This is a genomic window from Rhodopseudomonas infernalis (assembly GCF_022271405.1).
GTDB lineage: Bacteria > Pseudomonadota > Alphaproteobacteria > Rhizobiales > Xanthobacteraceae > Rhodopseudomonas > Rhodopseudomonas infernalis.
In genome coordinates this window covers 37478-54786 of the sequence record NZ_JAJNAL010000020.1, presented here as the reverse complement: position 1 = coordinate 54786, position 17309 = coordinate 37478, and the positions used below count along the sequence as shown (strand labels likewise).

Below are 17309 nucleotides of genomic sequence, written 5' to 3'. Positions count from 1 at the left end.
CTGGTTACGTTCCGCTCTCCGAAGCTGCGTAAGCAATCGCCGCGTTCAGATCGCAAGATATCTCAGCCGCAGATCCTCACTATCGAGCACGTCCTTGGCTGAGCCGTCGAACACGACCTCGCCCGTATCCAGGATGACCGCGCGATCGGACAACTCGAGCGCAGCCACGGCGTTTTGTTCGACGATGATCGTGGTGATGCCGGCGGCGCGGACTTCCCGTAGCGCCTTGGCAATATCGTGGCGCACGACAGGGGCGAGGCCCTCATAGGGCTCGTCCAGCAGCAGCAGCTTGAGGTCGCGGGCGAGGGCGCGGGCGATGGCCAGCATCTGCTGCTCGCCGCCAGACATCGTCACGCCTTCCTGCTTGCGCCGCTCGGCGAGACGCGGGAACAGCTCGTAGATTCGCTCGAATGGCCATCCGGCGCTGCCGGAGATCACCGCGAGCTGCAGATTTTGCTCGACGGTCATGCCTGGAATGATCCGGCGATCTTCCTGCACCAGCTGGATTCCGGCCTGAGCGGCCACGTAGTTCGGCTTGCGGTGAAGCTTGACGCCGTCGAGGATCACTTCGCCCGACACCAGTTCCGGCGTCGAAGCTCGCGCGATCGCGCGCAACGTCGAGGTCTTGCCGGCGCCGTTGCGGCCGAGCAGAGCCAGGATTTCGCCCCTGTTCAGCTTGAACGAGACGTTCTGCACGATGTAGCTGTCGCCGTAGTAGGCGTTGAGGTTGCGGCAGCAGAAATACGGCATCTCACCCGGCTGGGCGGCGTCTGGCCGTTCGGCGGTCATCGTCGTCATACCTGCTCCTCGCCGAGATAGGCTTCGATTACTTTCGGATTGCCCTTGATCTCGTCGGGCACGCCTTGCGCGATGACACGGCCGCCGGCCAGCACCGTGATGCGGTCGGCAAGTGAAAACACCACGTGCATGTCGTGTTCGATGATCACGATCGTCATACCGGATTGCTTGATCTGGCGCAGGATTTCGATGGTGGCGTTGGTGTCGGCACGGGCCATGCCGGCGGTCGGTTCGTCCAGCAGAAGCAGCTTCGGCTTCTGCACCAGGCCCATGACCAGCTCGAGTCGGCGCTTATCGCCGCGGGAGAGGGCGCCGGCCAGATGATAGAGATGCCCGCCGAGGCCGCGCTCACGCAGCGCCTGCACGGCTCGCTGGCCAATCTCGCCCTGTTCGTCGAACCGCGACACCAGCTTCAGTCGGAATGCGCCGTCCTGATGCGACAGCATCGCCATCATGACGTTCTCGAGCACGGTCAGGTCGCTGAATATCTCCGGCGTCTGAAACACCCGCGCGACCCCGAGCTGGTTGATCTCATAGGGCTTCAGCCCGGTGAGCTCGGTGCCGTGGAACATCACCTTGCCCTGGGTCGGCGGCAGCACGCCGACGCAGACATTGAGCAGCGTCGACTTGCCGGCGCCGTTCGGGCCGATGATGGCGTGAGTCTCGCCCTCGCGGATGTCGAGATGCACGTCGGCGAGCGCATGCAGACCGGCGAACGTCTTGTGGACGTGGTCGATGTGCAGGACGATGTCATTGGTCGCGATCATGACGCGGCTCTCGCTTTCTCGGTGGCTTTCTTCTCGATTTCGGCGGCACGGTCGCGCGCGGGCATCTCCTCGATCACGGTCTCGCCGAGACCGTCGCGCTGCGGCGAGTCGCCGAGCGATTTCACCTTCGGGGTGTGTTTGAGGCCGATCAGCCGGTTGACGCCTTCCATCACGCCGCCGGGCAGGAAGATCACCACCGCCATGAACAGCAGGCCGAGGGTGAGCTGCCAGCCTTCGCCGACGAACAGGCTGGCGATATTGACCACGCTTTCGCGCAGGCCGTCCGGCAGGAATGCGAAGACCTTGCCAAGCTGCTGGCTGTTGTAGGCGGAGAAAATGTTCTCGAAGTACTTGATGATGCCGGTGCCGACCACCGGGCCGAGCAGCGTGCCGGCACCACCGAGGATCGTCATCAGCACCACTTCGCCGGACGCCGTCCACTGCATCCGCTCCGCGCCTGCCAGCGGATCGGTGGCGGCGAGAAGCGAACCGGCGAGGCCAGCGAACATGCCGGAGATCACGAAGGCGGAGAGCAGATAGGGCCGGCTCGAATAGCCGGTGTAGCCCATCCGGTTCTGGTTCGACTTGATCGCGCGAAGCGTCATGCCGAACGGCGACCGGAAGATTGCGATCGACAAGCCGAACGCCGCGACCAAGACTGCGCCGCAGATGTAGAAGCCGGTCCAGCCGGTGATCGGTAGCCCGAACAGCGAGGGCATCGGCACCACATAGCCGAGCGCCGCATCGAGATAGCGGGGATCCTGGCGCAGCACGCGCAGGCCGGTCTCGCCGTTGGTAATCGGCGTGAACACCGAATAGGCCATATTGTAGCACATTTGGGCGAACGCCAGCGTCAAGATCGAGAAGTAGATGCCGGACCGGCGCAGAGACACGAAGCCGATCGCCAGTGCCAGTAGCCCGGCGAGGACGACCGAGAACACGATCGCCGGCAGCAGCTCCATCGAAACCAGCTTGAACGACCACACTGCAGCGTATGAGCCGACGCCGAGAAACGCGGCGTGGCCGAACGATAGATAGCCGGTGAGCCCGAACAGGATGTTGAAGCCGATCGCGAAGATGCCGTAGATCGCGAATTTCTGCAGCAGATCGGGATAGCCGGCGCCGATCGGAGTGAAGATGATCGGCCCGAGCGCAACCATCACGGCGAAACCGATCAGCAGGGCGATATCGGCGAATTTGGAGGTGTGCTTCATCGGATCAGCTCTCCATTACGCCCTTGCGGCCGAACAATCCGCGCGGCCGGACCAACAGAACCACGACCGCGATCAGATAGATGATGATCTGATCGATGCCTGGCAGCAGTGCCTTGATCTCGTTCATCGAGGCGAAAGATTGCAGAATCCCGAGAAGAAATCCCGCCAGCACTGCGCCCGGCAGAGATCCCATGCCTCCGACGACGACGACGACGAACGACAGCACGAGGAAGTCCATACCCATGTGGTAGTCCGGCGGGACGATCGGCGTGTACATCACACCGGCCAGACCGGCGACGACCGCGGCGAGGCCGAACACGATGGTGAAGCGGCGTTCGATATTGATGCCGAGCAAGCCGACGGTTTCTCGGTCCTGCATGCCGGCGCGGACCACCATGCCGAAGGTGGTGAGTTGCAGAAAAGCAAAGACCAGCGCGATCGTCGTCAGTGAGAAGCCGAGATACACGATCCGCCAATACGGATACACGATGGTCTCGGTGATTTGCAGCGAACCGGAGAACACTGACGGCGCCGACTGTGCGATCGGATTGGCGCCGAAGAAGTGCTTGATGATCTCCTGCAGCACGATGGCGAGGCCGAAGGTGACCAGGATCTGGTCGGCGTGCGGGCGCTTGTAGAAGAAACGGATCAGGCCGCGTTCGATCAGGATGCCGATCAGCAGCATCACGGGAATTGCGACCAGGATCGATACCGGCACCGAATAGTCGATCAGCACCTTGCCCCAGTCGCCCAGCATGTCCTGGACGTAGGGAGTCTTGATCTCGAGCGGGCTGCCCCACGGGGTGGTGCGCGTCGGATCGATTTTAACGATCTCGAAGGTCAGCAGCTTATTGAAGATCACGGCGCAGAACGCGCCGAGCATAAACAACGCTCCGTGGGCGAAGTTTACGACGCCGAGCGTGCCGAAGGCGAGTGTGAGCCCGAGCGCAATCAGCGCGTAGGCGCCGCCTTTGTCGAGGCCGTTCATGATCTGCAGAAGGATGGCGTCCATGCCTCGTCAATCTCCCCGTGTCCGTCGCCTCGATCGGCGCACGTCCATCTCAAGCCCTGGCGGTCGGGTTCGGCCGCCGTCGATCCGCGATTTCGTCGATGAGTACGTCCGTCTCGTCACCTTGATGTCACGCGGGCGTGACGGAAGAGATCGCCAGACACGACGCGGTCGGCTGCACCGGAGCGCAACCGACCGGTCGCTATCTGCCGCCGCGACGTGGCGAGCGCCGCGGTGAAATCGGATCAGCCGCAGGCCTTGGCGTTCTTGGAGCCGAGTTCGCCGCCGAAGATGCTCGGGTCGTAGGTGACTTGCGACGCCGGCACGATCTTTTTGACCTCGAGCAGGTCGTACTTGTCCTTGGGCTTTTCCTTGCCCTGCACCACCAGCACGTCCTTGAAGCATTGGTGATCGGCTGCGCGGTACAGCGTCTTGCCATTGCCCATGCCGTCGAACTCGAAGCCTTCAAGTGCCGCGATAACCTTGGACGGATTGAAGGTGCCGGCGCGCTCGACGGCGTCGGCGTAGAGGATCGCCTGGACGTAGCAGGTCTGCGCGGCTTGCGACGGCGGTGCACCATAGGCGGCCCCGAACGACTTTGTGAAGGCACTAGTCGCCGCGTCTTCCAGCTTCCAGTCCCAGTTGGCGGTGCCGTAGATGCCCTTGATTGCATCGCCAGCGCCCTGCGCCATCAGCTCGGAGAACAGCGGCACCACGATCTCGAGCTTCTTGCCGTTCGCCATCTTGTCGCGCAGACCAAACTGGACCGCCTGGGTCAACGAGTTGATCATGTCCTTGCCATAGTGGTTCAGCACCAGCACGTCGGCGCCGGAGTTCAGCACCGGGGTGATGTACTGTGAGAAGTCTGCGGCGCCGAGCGGGGTGCGGACGGCCTTCACCGTCTTCCACCCCTGCTTCTCGGTGGCTTCCTTCATCGACTCTTCCTGGGTCCAACCCCAGGTGTAGTCCGCTGTCAGATGGTATGCCGCGCGATCCTTGCCATAGGCCTCTGCCAGCACCGGACCGAGCGCGACGCCCGACATGTAGGCGTTGAAGAAGTGGCGGAAGCCATAGGCGCGCTTGTCCTTGCCGGTGGTGTCGTTGGAGTGGGTGAGGCCTGCCATGAAAATCACACCCACGTCCTGGCACAGCGACTGCACCGCGACCGCGACGCCCGACGACGAACCGCCGGTAATCATGATCGCGCCGTCCTTCTCGATCATGCGCTTTGCGGAGGCGCGCGCCGCGTCGGACTTGGTCTGCGTGTCGCCGGAAACGTAGGCCACCTTCTTGCCGAGCACGCCGTTGCCCTTGAGCGCCAGCGGCTTCATCGTCTTCAGCATGCCGCCGTCGCCTTCACCATTGAGGTGCTTGACGGCGAGCTGATAGGCGCGAAGTTCGTCCATACCTTCGTCGGCATAGGGGCCGGACTGCGGCACGTTGAAGCCGAATACAACGTCTTTGCCTTTGGGCATGTTGCAGAAATCGTCCGCCCAAGCATCACGAATGAAGAAGGTCGGCGTCGCCAGCGCGGCAGCGCCGGCAAGGCCAGTCTTGAGAATGCGTCGTCGGTTGATGATCAGCTTGTCGTTGGCCATGTTTCCTCCAGGGAGATCGACTAATGAACGCTTCTTGTTACCGATGATCACGCGCATGCGTGATCGTACGGCCAGAGCCTTGGTCGCCTTGTTGTCGTATGGTCGTGGGCCGAGGCTGAATCCGTCAACCACTACGTTTGGTGTAGATCGCTGGTAACTGCGCTCGGTGATAAATCGATGGTGCGGTGCAATCAGCCTGCGGCGAAATGCGCAACGGCACTTGAGGTCAGGTGTTTTTTGGAAGGAGGCGACTGAGGGGCTGCTTTGCGCGGTCGGCACGCGCGCCGCGCAGAAAATTGCAGGATGCAGCTTGTTCGCGTCAAATAGCCGCGGTCGCCGATCTGCCGAGACGGTCGCTCGACGGCCCTATGGTAATTACCGATCAGCTGGTTCAGCTCAGATCTAAGCGGCCCGGCCGGAACGGGTCTTTGAAATCACCTGGTATCGCCCAACCCTGGGTGTGATCCGGACAGGACGGTCGAGAAGGCGCGCGGAGGTCGGTGATACCTGCGGCGGTGTGGATGACTCAGTCGTCTTGCCGGGCGGCTCGGTGCGATAGTAGGCGTTCGCGACAATGATAGCATCGGTGATGCGGAGTATTGGTGTTCCGCCATGCCTCTATAGCCAGCAGCCTTAGTCATCAGCGGCCTTGGTTATCAGCGGCGTTGGTCAAGCCGTCTCGAGATCGAAGTCCGCCCACACCGGGACATGGTCGGACGGCTTTTCCCAATTCCGAACATAGCTATCGATACCGACGCCGCGGAGCCTGTCGGCGGCCTGCGGCGATAGCAGCAGGTGGTCGATGCGGATGCCCCAGTTCTTCTGCCAGGCGCCGGCCTGGTAGTCCCAGAACGTGTACTGGCCCGGCGCGTCGGTGGTGGCGCGCAGGGCGTCGGTCAGGCCGAGACCGAGGAGGGCCTGGAAGCTCTCGCGGGTCTCCGGTCGAAACAGCGCGTCGTCGACCCAGGCCGCCGGATTGTGCACGTCCTCGGGCTGCGGGATGACGTTGAAGTCGCCGGCCAGGATGAGCGGCTCCTCGGTCTTCATCCGCTCCTTCGAATACTGAAGAAGTCGCGACATCCAGCTCAGCTTGTAGGGATATTTCTCGGTGCCGACCGGATTGCCGTTGGGCAGGTAGAGGCAGGCCACGCGGACAACGCCGCGCTTCAGTGACACCACGCCCTCGAGGAAGCGGGCATGGACGTCGCTGTCGTCGCCGGCGAGACGCGGAGTGGCTTCCTCGAGCGGATACTTGGACAGCAGGGCGACGCCGTTGAAGGTCTTCTGGCCGTGAGTGACGACGTTGTAGCCGAGCGCCTCGATCGCCTCGCGCGGAAACGCCTCATCGACGCATTTGATCTCCTGCAGGCATACCACGTCCGGCTGGCACTCTTGGAGCCAGGTCAGCAGATGGTCCAGCCGCTGCCGGACCGAGTTCACGTTCCAGGTGGCGATCCGCATGTCGTTATCCGTCCATTCTAAATTTGAGCCGCTGGCATACCATGCCCGTCGGTGCTGTGATAAGTCTTTGTAAAATCGAGCCCTGACATTGCAGGAGCGGGGAAGGGCGTTGCGTGGCCCCGCGACAGGCTGACACGAAGCGTCATGACAAAGCGTCGTTGGATCGTCATCGCCATTGTCCTCGCCGTAGGCGGAGCCGCCGCGTACGGGTTGCGACCGTACCTCGCCGACAAGCAAGTCGGTGCCAAAGCTCCGCCACGAGCTCGCGTCGTGGCGATCGATGCCGTCAAGGCGGTGCGCAAGCCGGTTCCGATCGATGTTGACGCCATCGGCATGGTGACGCCGATCTCCAGCGTCGCGTTGAAGTCGCGGCTCGAGACCACGATCACCGAGGTTCATTTCGAAGACGGCGCGCGGGTCAAGGAAGGCGACCTTCTGTTCACGCTCGACGCGCGGCAGATCGACGCCCAGATCGAGCAGGCCGAAGGCAACCTCGCACGGGACCGCGCGCAGCTCGCCGGCGCCGAGCGCGACTTGCGCCGCTATGGCGACCTGATCGGGAAGGGCGCCACCACCCAGGTCAATCTCGACAATGCCAAGACCCAGGCGGATATCCTTGCCGGCACCATCAAGGGCGCGCAGTCGGCGCTCGACAATCTCAAGGTGCAGAAAAGCTTCACCCTGATCCGCGCCCCGTTCGCCGGACGGATCAGTGCCGCCAACGTCAAGATCGGCAACTTCGTTCGCCCGGCCGACACCGCTCCGCTCGCCACCATCAACCAGATGGCGCCGGTCTATGTCAGCTTCGCAGTTCCGCAGCGCGTGCTGGCCGATCTGCGCGACGCCATGGTGGCCGGCACCACAAAGGTCATGGCGACCATTCCGGGCAGCGGCCGGTCTGAGGAGGGCAAGGTGGCGATGGTGGAGAACACCGTCGACGCCGCCACCGGCATGGTGATGGTTCGCGGCATTATGGACAATGGCAACGAAACGCTGTGGCCGGGTACGCTGGTCAACACCAAGCTGACGATCCGCACCGAGGACGCTGTCACGGTTCCCACGGTCGCGGTGCAGCGGAGCCAGAACGGCAACTTTGTCTTCGTCGTCAAAGACGGCGCAGCGCATGTGCAGCCTGTCAAAGTCAGTCGCACCCATCAGGGCGAGACCGTGATCGCCGAAGGCCTCGCCGGCGGCGAGGAGGTGGTGACAGACGGCCAGTTGCTGTTGTCCGAAGGCACCAAGGTCGAGCCGCGCAGCCGCAAGGCCGGAGCCTGAACACATGACCCTGTCCGAGCTGTGCATCCGCCGTCCGGTGATGACGACGCTGATCACGGCGTCGATCATCGTGTTCGGCCTGTTCGGCTATCGGCTGCTGCCGGTGTCGGCGCTGCCCAAGGTCGACTTCCCGACCATCGCGGTGACGGCGACGCTGCCGGGCGCCAGTGCCGACACCATGGCGGCGTCGGTCGCGGGCATCATCGAGCGCCAGCTCTCGACCATCGCGGGCGTCTCGTCGATGTCGTCGAACTCGTCGCAAGGCACGTCGGTGATCACGATCCAGTTCGACCTCGGCCGCAATATCGACGCGGCTGCGCTCGACGTGCAGACCGCGCTGACCATCGCGCAGCGGCGCTTGCCGATCGAGATGACGACGCCGCCAAGCTTCCGCAAGGTGAACCCCGCAGAGTTTCCGGTGCTTTTCGTGGCGCTGAGCTCGGCGACGCTGCCGCTGTCGGCCGTCAACGAATACGGCGACATCACCATCGGCCAGGCGTTGTCGCAAATTCCCGGCGTCGCCCAGGTGGTGATCTACGGACCGCAGAAATTCGCCGTGCGAGTGCAGGCCGATCCCGAGGCGGCGGCCGCGCGGGGCCTGTCGCTCGAGGATATTCGCGCCGCCGTCGCGCGCGCCAATTCGTCGACGCCGGTCGGCACCATGAGCGGCCCGAAGCAGGATTTCGTGCTGCAGGCCTCCGGCCAGATGGACAAGGCTGCCGATTATCGTCAGATCGTGGTGGCGTGGCGCAACGGTTCTCCGGTCAAGCTCGACGAGGTTGCGCGGATCTACGACAGCGTCGAGAACGAGCGGCTCGCCACTTGGCTCAACGACGACCGGGCCATCGTGCTGGCGGTCCAGAAGCAGCCCGACGCCAACACGGTCGCGGTGGTCGATCTGGTGCGCGAGCGGCTGCCGTCGCTGCGCGCACAGATCCCGCCGTCGGTCGAGATGACGGTGACGATGGACCGATCGATCTCGGTGCGGCAGGCGGTGTTCGACGTCCAGGAGACGCTGGCGATCGCCGTGGTGCTGGTCGTGCTGGTGATCTTCCTGTTCCTGCGCAAGGCGTCGGCGACCTTCATTCCGGCGCTGGCGGTGCCGATCTCGCTGCTCGGCACCTTCGCCGTGATGTACATGCTGGACTTCTCGATCAACAACATGACGCTGCTGGCGCTGACGCTGTCGGTCGGCTTCGTGGTCGACGACGCCATCGTCATGCTCGAGAATATCATGCGGCATATCGAGCACGGCATGCGGCCGTTCGATGCGGCGCTGAAGGGCGCTCGCGAGATCGGCTTCACCATCATCTCGATCACGCTGTCGCTGATCGCGGTGTTCATTCCGGTGCTGCTGATGGGCGGCATCGTCGGCCGGGTATTCCGCGAGTTCGCCGTCACCATCTCGATCGCCATTCTGGTGTCCGGCTTCGTCTCGCTGACCCTGACGCCGATGCTGTGCGCACGGATGCTCAAGGCGCACGATCCGAATAAGCGCGAGAACGTCGTGCTTCGCGTGTTCGAGGCGATGTTCGCCGCGTGGCTACGAGGTTACAAATGGGCGCTCGACCGCGTACTCGCCCACAAATTCGTGATGCTGCTTGTGACCTTCGCGACCCTCGGCGGCACGATCTATCTGTACATGGTGGTACCGAAGGGCTTCTTTCCGCAGGAGGACACCGGCTTCCTGATTGGCGTCACTGAGGCCGCGACCGACACATCGTTCGAGGCGATGAAGGAGCGCCAGCTCGCGCTGGTGCAGATCCTGCGTGAAGATCCAGCGGTCGACTACATCAACAGCACGGTCGGCGCCGGCGGCCCGAATCCGACGGCGAATTACGGGCGGCTGTTCGTCGGCCTGAAGCCCATCAAGGAGCGCGATCCCGCACCGAAGGTGATCACACGGCTGCGCCAGCAGGCATCTCAGGTGCCCGGCATCCAGGCGTTCTTCCAGAGCATTCAGAATCTCAACGTCGGCGGCCGCATCTCCAAGAGCCAGTATCAGTACGTCATGCAGGGCAGCGACACCGAGGCGCTGTATCGCCTCGCGCCCGAGATGCGCGACAAGATCTCCAAGCTGCCGGGCCTGCTCGATGTCACGACCGACCTGTACATCCGTAATCCTCAGATGACGGTCGAGATCGACCGCGAGAAAGCCGCGGTCTATGGCATCACCGTCGATCAGGTCCGCAATCAGCTCTACAACGCCTACGGCTCGCGGCAGATCGGCACGATCTACACGCCGACCAACGACTACCAGATCATCCTCGAGGTGCAGCCGCAGTTCCGCGTCGATCCGAACGACCTGTCGAAACTCTATCTGAAGACGGCCAACAACCAGACCATCCCGATCGAGGCCGTGGCGCGCATGGTGCCGAGCATCGGCGCGTTGCAGATCAATCATCAGGGCCAGCAGCCGGCGGTGACGATCTCGTTCAATCTCGCCGAAGGCCGCTCGCTCGGCGAGGCGGTCGATCGTATCACCCAGATCGAGCGGGACTCCAACCTGCCGGCCACGATCTTCACCGGCTTCTCCGGCACCGCGCAGGTGTTCCAGGAGAGTCTGCGCGGGCAGGGCGTGCTGATCCTCGCCGCGGTGTTCGCCGCCTTCGTCATCCTCGGCATTCTCTACGAGAGCTTCATCCACCCGATCACGATCATTTCCGGCCTGCCGTCGGCCGGCATCGGCGCGATCCTGACGCTGATGCTGTTCAACATGGAGCTGTCGGTGATCGCGATGATCGGCATCGTCATGCTGGTCGGCATCGTCAAGAAGAACGCCATCATGATGGTCGACTTCGCGTTGGAGCGGCGCCGCGTCGGGCTGTCTGCCGAACACGCGATCCGCGAAGCGGCGCTGCTGCGTTTCCGCCCGATCATGATGACGACGCTGTCGGCGATCTTCGGCACGCTGCCGATCGCGCTCGGTGCCGGCGCCGGCGCCGAACTGCGCCAGCCGCTCGGCGTCGCCGTGGTCGGCGGCCTTCTGCTGTCGCAGCTGTTGACGCTGTTCATCACCCCGGTGATCTACATCTATCTCGACAAGATCGACCGCAAGCTCAAGCGCAGGCTCGAGCCGCAGATCGAGGAGCTGCCCGACGGCGAACGGCCCCGCGCAGTGGCGGCGGAGTGATGGTGCCGGGGGCTCGCACGCTGATCGCAGCCCTCGTCGCGCTCGGCCTGTCCGGCGCGTCGTTCGATCGCGCGCGTGCGGACGAGCCCATCGAAATATTCGATGCGCATCTACACTACAATTGGGAGCCGACGCCTTACTATCAGCCCGACGAAGTGCTGGCGCTGCTCAAGCGTCACCGTGTCACCGGAATCCTTGCGACCAGCCGTCCCAACAAAGGCACTCACCTGCTGGTGGATGCGAAGCCGGACGGGCTGCAGATCGTCCCGTTCATTCGGCCCTACCGCGTTCGCCCGGACATCCAGACCTGGTTCAAGGACCCGGTGATCTTCGAACTGGTGCAGGAGGAGTATAAGCGCGGCTACTATCGCGGCGTCGGCGAATTCCATCTGAGCGGGCAGGCCGCCGACACGGAAGTCGTCAAGAAGACCGTCGACTTTGCCGTCGCGCACGATCTTTATCTGCACGCGCATGCCGACGACGAAGCCGTCGAGATCTTGATGCGGCACAATCCCAGCGCCAGGATCATCTGGGCGCACACCGGCTTCGGACTGAAGACCGATCGCGTCGCGGAGATGCTCGCCAAATACCCGAAGCTATGGGGCGAGCTGTCCTATCGCAGCGGCATCGTCGGCAGCGGCGGAGCGCTGACGCCGGAATGGCGGGCGCTGTTCGAGCGCTTCCCTGATCGCTTCCTGCTCGGCTCCGATACCTGGGTCAACGAGCGCTGGGCCGCCTATGGGGAGATCATTGCGGGTTACCGCGCCTGGCTGGCGCAATTGCCGCCGGCGACCGCGGCCAAGATCGCGCACCGCAACGCGCGGGCGCTGTTCGCCGACGCCCGCTGATGCGCGTGTGCTTCGTCAGATCGAAAAACTCGTCCCGCAGCCGCAGGACGCCGTGGCGTTCGGATTGTTGACGCGGAACGAGGCGCCGATCAGGTCGTCGACGAAATCGACTTCGGAGCCGGCCAGGAACGGGACGGAGGCGGAATCGACCAGCACCACTGCGCCGTCGCGGGCAATCACCAGATCGTCCTCTGTCTTGGCGCGGTCGACGTCGAACTTGTACTGGAAGCCGGAGCAGCCGCCGCCCTCGACGCTGATCCGCAGCATCGCCCCGTCGCCTTCGCCTTTCAGGATCTCGCCGATCCGGCGCGCGGCCCGTTCGCTGATGCTGACGTTTGAGTCGGTCATATTCTCGCTCCATATCCCCGCAGGGATTGTGCCGTCATTGGATTTCCATGCAAGCCATAGTTAAGTGCACCCTGCGGCAGAATCAAACAGCTCGGGGATAGGTTCGCAGTGTCGGTCGGAATGGCAGCTCCTCGCGCAGCCTACAGCTGCGACCCGGACCGCAGCCGCGGCCGGCAATTCGCCGAGCCGCCCAGCAGCAATCGCAGCGCTTTCAGACGCGACTGTGACAGGGTGATCCACTCCAACGCGTTTCGCCGGCTCAAGCACAAGACCCAGGTCTTCGTGTTTCACGAAGGCGATCATTACCGCACCCGGCTGACGCACAGTCTTGAAGTGGCCCAGATCGCTCGTGCGATCGCTCGGCAACTCGGCCTCGACGAGGATCTCACCGAAACCCTGGCGCTGGCGCACGACCTCGGCCATCCGCCGTTCGGGCATGCCGGCGAACGGGCTCTGGATGCTTGCCTGCGCCAACACGGCGGCTTCGATCACAACGCTCAGACGTTGCGGGTGCTGACGGCGCTGGAGCATCGTTATCCCGAGTTCGACGGCCTCAATTTGACCTGGGAGACGCTGGAGGGCGTGGTCAAGCACAACGGTCCACTGACCGATCAAGCCGGCAATCCGCTGCCGCGCTATGCCGAGCACGGCGTTCCGCTGGGGATCGCAGAATTCGATAAGCGGTTCGACCTCGAGCTATGGAGCTTCGCCTCGCTCGAGGCTCAGGTCGCGGCCATTGCCGACGATATCGCCTATGATGGCCACGACATCGACGACGGCCTGCGGGCAGGATTGTTCCGGGTTGAAGACCTGCGCACGGTTCCGCTGGCCGCAGAGATCATCGACGAGATCGGTCGGCGGTATCCTAATCTGGCCGAGGGCCGGCGGGGCGCCGAGCTCGTGCGCGAGTTGATTTCGCGTCTCATCCGGGCTGTCACGGAAGAGACAGTCCGGCGACTGGCCGAAGCCGCGCCGCGATCGGCCGAGGAGGTTCGCCATTCGGCGGCCGCGATGGTCGCGTTTCCGGCCGGCATCGCGGCCGCAGAGGCCGAGATCAAGACCTTCCTGTGGGCCCGCATGTATCGCGCCGAACGGGTGATGGCGGTGATGCGCGATGCTGAGGCGATCGTCGTGGATCTGTTCCAGCGCTATTGCGACCATCCCGCCGACCTGCCGCCGGACTGGCTGCCGGCCGACGGACCTGTGGCCGAGTGCGAGGCGGATCGCTTCCGCCGCATCCGCAACTTCATCGCCGGCATGACCGACTTCTACGCGCTCAACGAGCACCAGAGGCTCTTTGACTCGACCCCCGAATTGCGTTAGGCGGCGCCGGACCGGCCGAATGGCCGCCTTTCCAATTCCATTGCAGCCATGCCCGATCAAACCACGTCCACGCATCTCTTTGCTCATGTTCTGTCGCGCGTGCACGCGGCCTGCGCCGCGCTGATCGGCGAGGGCGCGCTGCCCGCCGGTATCGATCTGGCGCGGATCGTGGTCGAGCCACCGAAGGACGCCTCGCATGGCGACATGGCGACCAATGCAGCGATGGTGTTGGCCAAGGAGGCCAAGGCGAAGCCCCGTGATCTCGCCGACAAGATCGCCGAGAAACTGCGGGCCGAGGACGAGATTTCCGAGGTGACGATCGCCGGTCCGGGCTTCATCAACCTGACCCTGAAGCCGGCGGTCTGGGCGCAGGCGCTGCGCGCCGTGCTCGCCGCGGGCGCCGACTACGGCCGCAGCACCATCGGCGGTGCCGAGAAGGTCAACATCGAATATGTCTCGGCTAACCCGACCGGCCCGATGCATGTCGGCCACTGCCGCGGCGCCGTGTTCGGCGACGCGCTGGCTAACCTGCTGGTGGCTGCCGGGTACCAGGTGACGCGCGAGTACTACATCAACGACGCCGGCGCGCAGGTCGACGTGCTGGCGCGCTCCGCGTTCCTGCGTTACCGCGAGGCGCTCGGCGAAGCCGTCGGCGACATTCCGGAAGGGCTTTATCCGGGTGACTACCTTGTGCCGGTCGGCCAGGCGCTGAAGGCCGAGCACGGCTCTGCCTTGAAAGAAATGCCTGAGTCTCAGTGGCTTCCGATCGTTCGCGACAGGGCGATCGCGATGATGATGGCGATGATCAAGGGCGACCTCGCGGCGCTCGCCATCACCCACGAGGTGTTCTTTTCCGAACGGTCGCTGATCGAAGGCGAGCGCAATCGCGTCGCCGACACCATCGACTTCCTGCGGGCGAAGGGCGACGTTTACCAGGGCCGGCTGCCGCCGCCGAAGGGGGCGCCAGTCGAGGACTACGAGGACCGCGAGCAGACCCTGTTTCGCGCCACGGCCTATGGCGACGATGTCGATCGGCCGCTGCTGAAGTCGGACGGCTCCTACACGTACTTCGCCTCGGACATCGCTTATCACAAGGTGAAGTTCGACGCCGGCTGCCCGACCTTGGTCGACGTGCTCGGTGCCGACCACGGCGGCTACATCAAGCGGATGCAGGCGGCCGTTCAGGCGGTGACCGCTGGGCAGGGCGCGCTCGACGTCAAGATCGTCCAGCTCGTCCGCCTGCTGCGGAACGGCGAGCCGGTGAAAATGTCCAAGCGTTCCGGGGACTTCGTCACGCTACGTGAAGTCGTGGATGAAGTCGGCTCGGACGCCGTCCGCTTCATGATGCTGTTCCGCAAGAACGACGCGGTGCTGGATTTCGACCTCGCCAAGGTGATCGAGCAGTCGAAAGACAACCCGGTGTTCTACGTCCAGTACGGCCACGCCCGGGGGCACTCGATCTTCCGCAACGCCCGTGAGCTGTTTCCGGATCTGCCGGAGGCGACCGACGCCCGCATCGCGTTCCTGCAGGATGCCCGGGTCGAACTGCTGACCGATCCGACCGAGCTCGACCTGCTTCGCCGGCTGGCGTTATTTCCGCGGACGGTGGAAGCGGCGGCGCTGGCACACGAGCCGCACCGCATCGCGTTCTATCTCTACGAGCTCGCCAGTGAATTCCATGCGCACTGGACGCACGGGCGCGATGCGCCTCATTTACGCTTCATTATCAATAATGATGCAGAGATCAGCAGGGCGCGACTGGCGATGGTTCAGGGCGTCGTCTCGGTACTGGCCTCGGGGCTTGCCATTCTCGGCGTCACAGCGCCGGACGAGATGCGATAGGGACGGCCGGTCAGATTGGGGATCTGTCCCGGCTTTTGAGAGCGGCTTATCGTCTGCGTGAGCGGGTTTTTGGCGGCTTTCCCGAATGGGACGCGACATCATATGACCGATCGATACAACGACCGACCCTTCCCGGCGGATGACGACGAGACCCGCGCAGCCTACGCCCAGCATAAGACTGACAGCGACCCGCTCGCCGAACTTGCCCGGTTGATCGGTCAGAACGATCCGTTTGCCAGCCAGGCGCCGGCACAAGGCCGGCCGACGTCGCGTGCGACCGACTTCCGTCCCAGCGCGGCTCTGCCGCCGCTCGACGAGGAGGCGCCGCCGATGCCGGCGTGGCTGCAGCATCGCCGTGCGGTCGAGGCGGAAACGCCCGTGCCGCCGCGCCCGGACTTCAGCAAGCCTCCGTCCTTCGTCAAGGCCGTGGCCCCGCGTCGGGTCGAGCCGCGCGGCTACGATCAGTCCGCGTACAACGAGCCGCAATACGTGCAGCCGCAGTTCGACGATCCCCGGCTGCAGCCGTCGCAACTCGATCAGCAGCGCTACGATCAATCTCAGTTCGACGCCCGGGCGGGTGCAGACCCTTACGCGGCGGCGCAGCCGTCGCTGCCGCTGGAGCAGCCGCAATTCGTGCCGGCCCGATACGACGACGCGCTGTACGGTCAGCTAGATCCGTCTCAGGTGAGGCCAGACGCTAACTACCCAGAAGCCCCTTATGGCTACGACGACGGCTACGCCGAGGAGCAGGAGACCCGCGCAGTCAGGCCGCGCCGCAACAACATGGTGACGGTGGCGGCGGTGCTTGCGCTGGCTATCGTCGGCACCGGCGGCGCGTTTGCGTATCGCACCTTCTCCGGTGGCACCCGAAGCGGTGAGCCGCCGGTGATCAAGGCCGATCCGACCCCGACCAAGGTGATGGCGGCCCCGGCGGCTTCCGGTGATGCCGGCGCCAAGTCGATCCAGGATCGTCTCGCGGCGGGCAACGGCGTCGAAGCGCTGGTGTCGCGCGAGGAGAAGCCGGCCGATCCGTCGCGCGCCGGGCAGGGCGCGCGCGTCGTGCTGCCACAGCTCAACCAAAACCCCAATCCGCCGGCCGTTGGCTCGGTGTCGCCGAATGCGCGGCCAAATCTGCAGCCGCCGACCAACGCCGCCAGCGAGGAGCCGCGGCGGATCAAGACCTTCAGCATTCGGCCCGATCAGGCCGACCAGGCGGCGGCGCCGGCCGCCACCGGCTCGGCCAAGCAGGCTGCGCGGACGCCGCCGGCCGCGACGCCGCAGCGGGCCGCGACCCGCTCGGCGGAGGATGCCAACGCGTCCGCGGGCAACGCGCCCCTGTCGTTGAACCCGACTGCGGCGCCGGCTCAGAACCAGCGCGTGGCCGCGCTGCCGTCGGCGGAAGCCCCGGTGAGCAGCGGCGGCTACGTCGTGCAGATCTCCTCGCAGCGGAGCGAAGCCGATGCCAAGGCATCGTATCGGGCGCTGCAAGGCAAGTTCCCCTCCGTGCTCGGATCGCGTCCGCCGTTGATCAAGCGGGCCGATCTCGGCAGCAAGGGCGTCTACTATCGGGCCATGGTCGGGCCGTTCGGAACCCCCGACGAGGCCCAGCAGGTCTGCGGAAACCTAAAATCTGCCGGCGGACAGTGCGTCGTCCAGAGGAATTAACGGTCGTTTCCTTGACCCTGGAGGCGCG

The 17309-nt window shown here is 64.4% G+C and carries 13 protein-coding genes; 6 read left to right on the top strand and 7 right to left on the bottom strand.

Annotation, left to right across the window (positions count from 1 at the left end; genetic code table 11):
- Window positions 1-45: 45 nt before the first annotated feature.
- From LPW26_RS14835 to xth, 6 genes are all read right to left on the bottom strand, one after another.
- Window positions 46-798, bottom strand: coding sequence for an ABC transporter ATP-binding protein (locus tag LPW26_RS14835; RefSeq protein WP_238736185.1), 753 nt, complete (start codon window positions 796-798; stop codon window positions 46-48).
- Window positions 795-1565, bottom strand: coding sequence for an ABC transporter ATP-binding protein (locus LPW26_RS14830; RefSeq protein ID WP_238736184.1), 771 nt, complete (start codon window positions 1563-1565; stop codon window positions 795-797). Before LPW26_RS14830 ends, LPW26_RS14835 begins: the two co-directional genes overlap by 4 nt.
- Window positions 1562-2779 (bottom strand): branched-chain amino acid ABC transporter permease, encoded by a 1218-nt coding sequence (locus LPW26_RS14825; RefSeq protein ID WP_238736183.1) that lies wholly within the window; start codon window positions 2777-2779, stop codon window positions 1562-1564. Before LPW26_RS14825 ends, LPW26_RS14830 begins: the two co-directional genes overlap by 4 nt.
- 4 nt (window positions 2780-2783) lie before the next feature.
- A complete protein-coding gene (locus tag LPW26_RS14820) occupies window positions 2784-3791 on the bottom strand; it encodes a branched-chain amino acid ABC transporter permease (protein ID WP_238736182.1) in 1008 nt (335 codons plus the stop codon).
- Between the two features lie 242 nt (window positions 3792-4033).
- Entirely contained in the window at window positions 4034-5386 is a 1353-nt protein-coding gene (locus LPW26_RS14815) for a substrate-binding protein (protein WP_238736181.1), read from the bottom strand.
- 669 nt (window positions 5387-6055) lie between these two features.
- Entirely contained in the window at window positions 6056-6847 is a 792-nt protein-coding gene (xth, locus tag LPW26_RS14810) for an exodeoxyribonuclease III (RefSeq protein WP_238736180.1), read from the bottom strand.
- Window positions 6848-6991: 144 nt separating this feature from the next.
- Between xth and LPW26_RS14805 the strand changes: the two genes are divergently transcribed.
- The 3 genes from LPW26_RS14805 to LPW26_RS14795 are packed head-to-tail and all read left to right on the top strand — an operon-like array spanning window position 6992 to window position 12103.
- Window positions 6992-8122 carry an efflux RND transporter periplasmic adaptor subunit gene (locus tag LPW26_RS14805; protein ID WP_238736179.1) on the top strand — a complete coding sequence of 377 codons (1131 nt, stop codon included), beginning with the start codon at window positions 6992-6994 and terminating at the stop codon, window positions 8120-8122.
- A 4-nt stretch (window positions 8123-8126) separates the two neighbouring features.
- Window positions 8127-11255: an efflux RND transporter permease subunit gene (locus LPW26_RS14800; protein ID WP_238736178.1), complete on the top strand. Its 3129-nt coding sequence runs from the start codon at window positions 8127-8129 to the stop codon at window positions 11253-11255.
- On the top strand, window positions 11255-12103 hold the full coding sequence (locus LPW26_RS14795) for an amidohydrolase family protein (protein ID WP_238736177.1): 849 nt from the start codon (window positions 11255-11257) through the stop codon (window positions 12101-12103). Before LPW26_RS14800 ends, LPW26_RS14795 begins: the two co-directional genes overlap by 1 nt.
- A gap of 15 nt (window positions 12104-12118) precedes the next feature.
- Here the strand turns inward: LPW26_RS14795 and erpA are convergent, their stop codons facing one another.
- The gene (erpA, locus tag LPW26_RS14790) at window positions 12119-12451 is read right to left on the bottom strand and encodes an iron-sulfur cluster insertion protein ErpA (protein WP_238736176.1); all 333 of its coding nucleotides are present in this window, start codon (window positions 12449-12451) and stop codon (window positions 12119-12121) included.
- A 108-nt stretch (window positions 12452-12559) separates the two neighbouring features.
- Between erpA and LPW26_RS14785 the strand changes: the two genes are divergently transcribed.
- The 3 genes from LPW26_RS14785 to LPW26_RS14775 all read left to right on the top strand — a co-directional run bounded on the left by LPW26_RS14785 (window position 12560) and on the right by LPW26_RS14775 (window position 17281).
- Entirely contained in the window at window positions 12560-13774 is a 1215-nt protein-coding gene (locus LPW26_RS14785; RefSeq protein WP_238736175.1) for a deoxyguanosinetriphosphate triphosphohydrolase, read from the top strand.
- Between the two features lie 48 nt (window positions 13775-13822).
- Window positions 13823-15616: an arginine--tRNA ligase gene (gene argS, locus LPW26_RS14780; protein WP_238736174.1), complete on the top strand. Its 1794-nt coding sequence runs from the start codon at window positions 13823-13825 to the stop codon at window positions 15614-15616.
- A gap of 102 nt (window positions 15617-15718) precedes the next feature.
- Window positions 15719-17281 (top strand): SPOR domain-containing protein, encoded by a 1563-nt coding sequence (locus LPW26_RS14775; RefSeq protein WP_238736173.1) that lies wholly within the window; start codon window positions 15719-15721, stop codon window positions 17279-17281.
- Window positions 17282-17309 lie beyond the last annotated feature (28 nt).